Source organism: Deltaproteobacteria bacterium (genome assembly GCA_016218975.1).
Lineage (GTDB): Bacteria > Desulfobacterota > Deferrimicrobia > Deferrimicrobiales > Deferrimicrobiaceae > JAENIX01.
Genome location: JACRCO010000076.1, coordinates 1 through 6,196 on the forward strand (window position 1 = coordinate 1; position 6,196 = coordinate 6,196).

Annotated in this window: 6 protein-coding genes; 1 reads left to right on the forward strand and 5 read right to left on the reverse strand. The window is 61.5% G+C overall.

The window, feature by feature from the left end:
* Positions 1–13: 13 nt before the first annotated feature.
* A complete protein-coding gene (locus HY896_11280) occupies positions 14–298 on the forward strand; it encodes an acyl-CoA/acyl-ACP dehydrogenase (GenBank protein MBI5576931.1) in 285 nt (94 codons plus the stop codon).
* A 263-nt stretch (positions 299–561) separates the two neighbouring features.
* Here HY896_11280 and HY896_11285 read toward each other — a convergent pair whose 3' ends face one another.
* The 5 genes from HY896_11285 to HY896_11305 all read right to left on the reverse strand — a co-directional run.
* A complete protein-coding gene (locus HY896_11285) occupies positions 562–2,061 on the reverse strand; it encodes a hypothetical protein (protein ID MBI5576932.1) in 1,500 nt (499 codons plus the stop codon).
* A 93-nt stretch (positions 2,062–2,154) separates the two neighbouring features.
* The gene (locus HY896_11290) at positions 2,155–2,991 is read right to left on the reverse strand and encodes a hypothetical protein (protein MBI5576933.1); all 837 of its coding nucleotides are present in this window, start codon (positions 2,989–2,991) and stop codon (positions 2,155–2,157) included.
* Positions 2,992–3,034: 43 nt separating this feature from the next.
* Positions 3,035–3,625 carry a hypothetical protein gene (locus HY896_11295; GenBank protein MBI5576934.1) on the reverse strand — a complete coding sequence of 197 codons (591 nt, stop codon included), beginning with the start codon at positions 3,623–3,625 and terminating at the stop codon, positions 3,035–3,037.
* A 184-nt stretch (positions 3,626–3,809) separates the two neighbouring features.
* Positions 3,810–5,138 (reverse strand): sigma-54-dependent Fis family transcriptional regulator, encoded by a 1,329-nt coding sequence (locus HY896_11300; protein ID MBI5576935.1) that lies wholly within the window; start codon positions 5,136–5,138, stop codon positions 3,810–3,812.
* A gap of 1 nt (position 5,139) precedes the next feature.
* A partial coding sequence (locus tag HY896_11305) for a hypothetical protein (GenBank protein MBI5576936.1) occupies positions 5,140–6,196 on the reverse strand: 1,057 nt, incomplete at its 5' end.

The window sequence follows — 6,196 nt, forward strand, 5'->3', positions numbered from 1 at the left end:
CCTGATAGCCGATATGATCCTCAAGACCGACGCGGCCGAATCCCTCTTGTCCGCCTGCGCGGACAACGCCGACTCCGCGCCCGGCACCGCTGCGATCAACGGGTTCAAGGCGAAGCTTTTCGCCTCCGAAGCCGCGGTGGAAATAACGAACTCCGCAATCCAGGTTCTTGGGGGCCACGGTTATTGCCGAGACTACGTCGTCGAGCGTCTCTTCAGGGATGCCCGGGGACTTACGCTCCACTTCAAGACTTCGGAATGGCTCCGTCAGGACATCGCAAAAGCCGCATTGACGTTATGAAGGATTCGGATGGTAACATTCCGGGGACTTCACTGTCTATCCAACGGGGAGGAAAGAACAGGACCGACTTGCGCCGCTGGAAGACGCGGGGGTCCTGCGGATGCGGTTGCGTCCCGCCGGGAAAGACCAGCAAGCCGAACGCCAAGGCCGAGAAGACGAAGGCGCCGAAGAAGCCCTCGAAGTGAGGCGGATGGTTCCTGGAGGGGGGCCGCAAGGATCCGGCCCCCCGTCCGGGACAGCGGTTCGTTTCAGGAAGGCAACCGTTACTTCATGCCGATTCCGAGCTGATATCCTCCGTTTCCGTCCGTGTAGGTCGCAACCATAATGTTTTTCGCCGGATTCATGAGCCCGGAGTAGGCCTGGGCCGTCATCTGGTTTGTCATTCCCCCGTCCATGCCCATTCCTCCCATGCTGATGACGCCGGACGAATTCATTGCAAATGTTCCCGGCTGCATGGAGAACGCGCCCGTCCTTCCCATCATGCCGTTGAACGTGGCCTGGCCGGTGGAATCCATGACCATCTGCCCGAAGTTCCAGTTCGTATCGTTCGGGTCCCCGGAAACAACCCCATGCTGCATCCAGTCCCCCGTAAGATCGGTCGTGTTATAGGACACCCCCGTGTCCGATCTCATCAGGACCATCAGGTCGTAATGCCCGCTTGCGTTGGTTTTCGTGAGAACCATCATATTCTTATCCTGGGACATGACCCCGTGGAAGGTGTTGTCCCCGGAGGAGGTGACGATCCCGTTCCCGCCCATGGACACAAAGAAAGAGCTTCCGACTTCGCTCATGTTGTTATTGCTGGTTTGAACGGCGGTAATGGTTGCGGTGCCGGGGGAACTCATCGTCATCGTTCCGAACGCCCATCCGGACGTCGTGTTGTCGCTGCCGGCGGTAAGCCGGTGGAAGTTCCACGTTCCGTACAGATCGCTTTGCGCGTAGGCGCCTCCCTGCTTCCGAAAGATCATCAAGGCGCTTCCGCCCGTGTTGTCCGTCCAGGTGGCCGCCATCATGGTTTTGTCTTTCGACAGGATAGCGTGGAAGGTGTTGTCGTTGTCCATCCTGACGATGCCGCTGGGGAACATCGCGAACGGAACATTGTCCATGGACGGCCAGGACATGCCGTTCCGGACCAGGGAAGTCATGGCGCCCATCCCCGTGTTATCCACGGAAAGAACGCCCTGCATCCAGCCGAACATCCCGGAGGTGGCCAGCGAGTTGAAGTCCCAGGTTCCCTGCAGGTCGCCCATGGAGAAAACCGCGCCGGAAAGAGAAGGAGGAATCGACGGGTTCTCTCCCCCCGCTATCACACCGGGAAACCCCATAGGGTTGTTCGCGGGGGCGGCACTGCCCTTGGTGAAGTCCAGGGTCACCATTCCGAGGTTAATGGTCTGGCTGTTCGCAGCGTTCGTAAGCTGAAAGACGTTCGTGGATCCCATGTAGACGGGGTAGATTCTCCCGGCATCCCCCGGCCCCTCGTTTTCCATCAAATAGAAACGGTAATTTTCCCCCGTCGGCAGGGTCATGCTGAACGTCTTCGGGGTGCCGGTGGCCGCAGCGCGTGCCGCTTCGAGATTCGTATCATCGTCGACGGCAATAACAACCGTTCCGGAAACCTGTCCCTGGATCGTGGCGGTTCCTGCGATCGCGCCGGTTGCGCCGCCATCAGCTACCGTACCGCCGCCTCCTCCGCCGCATGCGGCGAGCGTCAAGGCCATGCCCGCAATGAAAAGAAGCCCCTTGATCAATTTTTTCCCCTTCATTCCTTCCTCCCTGCAAAATGATTTTTAACGCTTTCGATTTCTCGTTGCTTCCTGTTTCTTGTTGGTTCCTGATCTATTGCTGTCCGGCGGTAGTCAGAAGCGGTATCCAACCCCCAGGAAACCGGAGTGCGATGCGCTGGATCCGAGGTCCCCGCGTCTATAGGTGAACGTGTAACTGGCCACGGAAAAAACCGACTTCGTCCAGTCGATCCCCGCCGTTATCCCCACGGCGTGACGATCCACACGTTCCCTGACCACCTCGGTCCCGAAGGCGGTGGAAAACATCGGTTGCATTCCTCCGAACCCGCCCATTCCTCCCGGCGCCAAGGGGGAGGTTCCCACGGACCGGAAGGAATCCCCCCGGGAAAATTCGTACCCAAGCTCCGTGTAGAAGGTGTGCGTCCAGTTCCGGCCAAGAAAAGCCCCCAGCGCGTGTTCCTTGAAGGAGAACGTGTCGGCATTTGCCCGGCTGTCCGCGTAGGCGTAATACTCCCCCAGGTAGAAATCGGAGGGGAGTTGTTGCTTTACCAGGAGCTTTCCTCCGAAGGCGACTGCGGACTGGTTGGAGTCCCGTACTCCTTTTGCCTGGAGAAACGGAGCTGCCGTGATGATCCAGCCGGGGCGGTAGAAATAGACCAGGCCGGGAGAAAACGTGATCGCCGCATAATCGAGATCGCTCAAACTTGCATAGGCGGCTCCTTCCCCCACCGCGGAAAACGACCAGTCCAGCCGGGTCTCTCCGTCGGGGGCACGGCCGTAAGCGGCGTATCCCAACAGGTAGGCATCGCTCTTCCCGCCGGAGATCGACCGGCTTACGTTCGTGTCGAATCCGGCCTTGGACCCCAATTCCCAACCGGCGAACACGGAGCCCGCTTCCAGCAATGAAATCGCTGCGACAACACCCACACAAAATGCGAGCCTGCGGTTCATGAACATTTCCTGATTCCTTCCTCGTTTCGGATTGCCCGGCGATTTACCGGTGCTGACCGCCCATGCCGCCCATGCCACCGGGGCCGCTTCCCATTCCCCCGCCCCCCCGCATCGGGGAGCCGAAGCCGCCCGGAGCTCCCATCCCGCCTGCCTTAGGCCCTCTCCATAGAGGAGACCCGTCCCCGGTGCGCAGGTCTACGGGCCGGCCCGATGACCCGATTCGGATCCGCTGGGCGATGATGTACAGATTCGCGTCCCGGCCAAGCGTCTTGGACCCGCGGACCCGGATTTCCGCGCCATCGGGAAGTTCGGCGATCTGGTCCTTCCAGAACCATTTCGGCGAAGCCAGGACCGTGTAGGTTTCCCTCCCGGTTTCCAGTCGGAACCGTACCGGGCCGCGCTCCGGAACGGAAATCCCGTACGCCTTTCCACGGACCTCTCCCACCGTGTTCGGGTCGAACCCGCCCGGATAATGGATGCCGCTCCCTTCCAGCACCGTATCGTTTTCCTGTGCCTGCGCCGTTTCGAGCGCCGGTGGAAGGAATGCGGTCAGAAAGAAAAGAAGCAGCAGGGCGGGAATAACCGTCATGCCGATCTTGGGGAACGAGAGGCTGCCGGTTCGCACGGACGCCATGTCCTGCACCATCCATCGAAAAGTTTGACTGTCCACGGGATGAGCAAGGAGGATGCCAACCGTGTCCGGAACATGGATCCAGCGAAACCAAAGAGGATTTGTTGCCGGTCCCGAATCTTTCCGGAGGGTCGTCCGCCGAGTGAGTGCAGTCCCTGCACCTCGATGCGCAGAGTTTGCACTTCTCCTAGAGTCCGTACTCCTTGATCCGGTATTGGAGGGTGCGCAGGGAAATCCCGAGGATCCGCGCCGCCTGTTTGCGGTTCCCCCCCGTCTCGTCGAGCACTTTCCGGATGGCTTCCCGTTCGTTCGCCTTGAGGACACTTTCCGCGGGGACCAAGGGGGCGCGTAGCGGTTCCAGGTTCAGGTGTGTCACCCCGATCTCGCCTTGAGCGAGGATCACGGAGCGCTCGACCACGTTCTGCAACTCCCGTACGTTGCCCGGCCAGGGGTAATTTTCAAGGGCCGACCGCGCTCCGGGGGAAAACCCTGCGATCGATTTGCCGAAGGCGGCGGCGAACTTCTTCAGGAAATATTCCGCCAGGGGAAGAATGGCCTCCCTGCGTTCCGCCAGGGAAGGAAGGGCGATCGGAAATACGTTCAACCGGTAATAGAGATCCTCCCGGAACCGCCCCGCGGCGACTTCCGCCTTGAGGTCCTTGTTCGTCGCCGCGACGATCCGCACATCCACGGAGAGTGGCCTCATTCCCCCCACCCGCTCGAACTCCTTCTCCTGCAGCACCCTGAGGAGCTTCACCTGGACGGCCGCGGAGATTTCCCCGATCTCGTCCAGGAAAATCGTTCCCCCGTCGGCGAGCTCGAACCTCCCCTTCCGGGCGGCCACGGCTCCGGTGAACGCTCCCCGCTCGTGGCCGAAGAGCTCGCTCTCCAGGAGGTTCTCCGCCAAGGCGGCGCAGTGGACGGCGACGAAGGGCTCTTTCCGCCGGGGGCTCAGATCATGGATCACCCTGGCAATGAGTTCCTTCCCTGTCCCGCTCTGCCCCGTGACGAGCACGGTGGTCGCGGTGGCGGCCACGTCGCTCACCAGCTTCCGCACCTGCTCCATTTTCTCGCCGAGGAAAATCGTTTCCGCCGCCGGGAACTGTCTGCCCAGCTCTTCCGACAGGAGGGTGATTTTCGTTTCCGCTTCGGCTTCCCGAAGGACCCGCCCGATGACATGGCGCAGTTCCTCGGGGTCGCGGAACGGCTTGGTGAGGTAATCGGAGGCCCCCGCCTTCATCGCTTCCACGGCGCTCCCGATGGAGCCGTAGGCGGTGATGATGATCCAACGGACGTCGGGGCGCGCCTTCTTCCCCTCCTGCATCAGGGCCAACCCGGACATGTCCGGCATCCGCAGGTCGGTGATGACGAGCTCGAAATCGGAGCCCGGGAGCTTCGCAAGCCCTTCGGTTCCGTTCCGCGCCTCCTCGATCCCGTACCCTTCCTCCCGGAGGACGGAGGAGAGAAAGGAGCGCATCAGCTCGTCGTCGTCGACGACCAGGATTCTTTTCGGCATTTCACCCTTCCCCCGGGATCGGAAGATAGATGGCGAGGACGGCCCCTCCCTCTTCCCGGTTGGAAAGCTCGATCCCGCCCTTCATCCCTTCGATCACTTTTTTCGAGTATGCCAGTCCGAGACCGGTGCCGTCCGTCTTCGTGGTATGGAAAGGGGTGAACAACCGGGGCAGTTCCGCGGCGGGAATGCCCGGGCCGGTATCTTCGATCCGGATGACCAGCCGATGCCCCTCCGACCGCGCGGTAATCTTCAAGGCTCCACGCTCCCCCATCGCCTGGATGGCGTTCCGGACGCCGTTATGCAGGATGCGGCGGAGTTTATCGGGATCCGCCATTGCGCACATACCGGGAACCGTTTTCACTTCGACTTCTCCCCCCCACCCGGAAGCCGCCGCGGCAACGGTTTCCTTGAGGAGGGGGGTCGGATCGACGGGCTCGAAGGAGTAGCTTTCTTCCCGTGAGAAAAGGAGGAGGTCGTTCACCAGGGACTCGATCCGTTCCGTGCCCCGGAGAGCGATCGAAAGGGCCTTCTTGCGAGGGTCCGCCTCCTCGACCTTCTCGTCCACCCATTGCGTGTATCCCTTGACGCTCCCCAACGCGTTCCGGATCTCGTGGGCGAGCGTGGCGGTCATCTGCCCGATGAGGGCCAGGCGTTCCCTCCGTTCCACTTCGGTTTGAAGCCGAAGGTGACGGGCCAGCACCCGCTCGAGCGCGATCCCGAACGCCCACAAGAGGAGAAGGACGGCGCCCACCGTCCACCACATCTTGCGGGCATCGGAGAGAATCCGATCCGCCTGGGTGGTATGGAGGACGAGACGCAGGACCTCGACCTTTCCGGCCGGGCCGTGGAGGAGGTAGTTGAATTCGTAGGCCGGGAGGCCGGTACCGAGCCGGACCCGCCTTCCATATGTCTTCCCCGACCGCAGCCATTCCTTCAGTCCCTTCTCCCCGAGCTTCGTGCCGACCAGCCCCGGGTTCGTATGGAAGAGCACCGTTCCGCCCTCTCCGGCGATCAGCGCATAAGCGACCACCCGGTCGGAAAGAATGTCCCGGATCTCC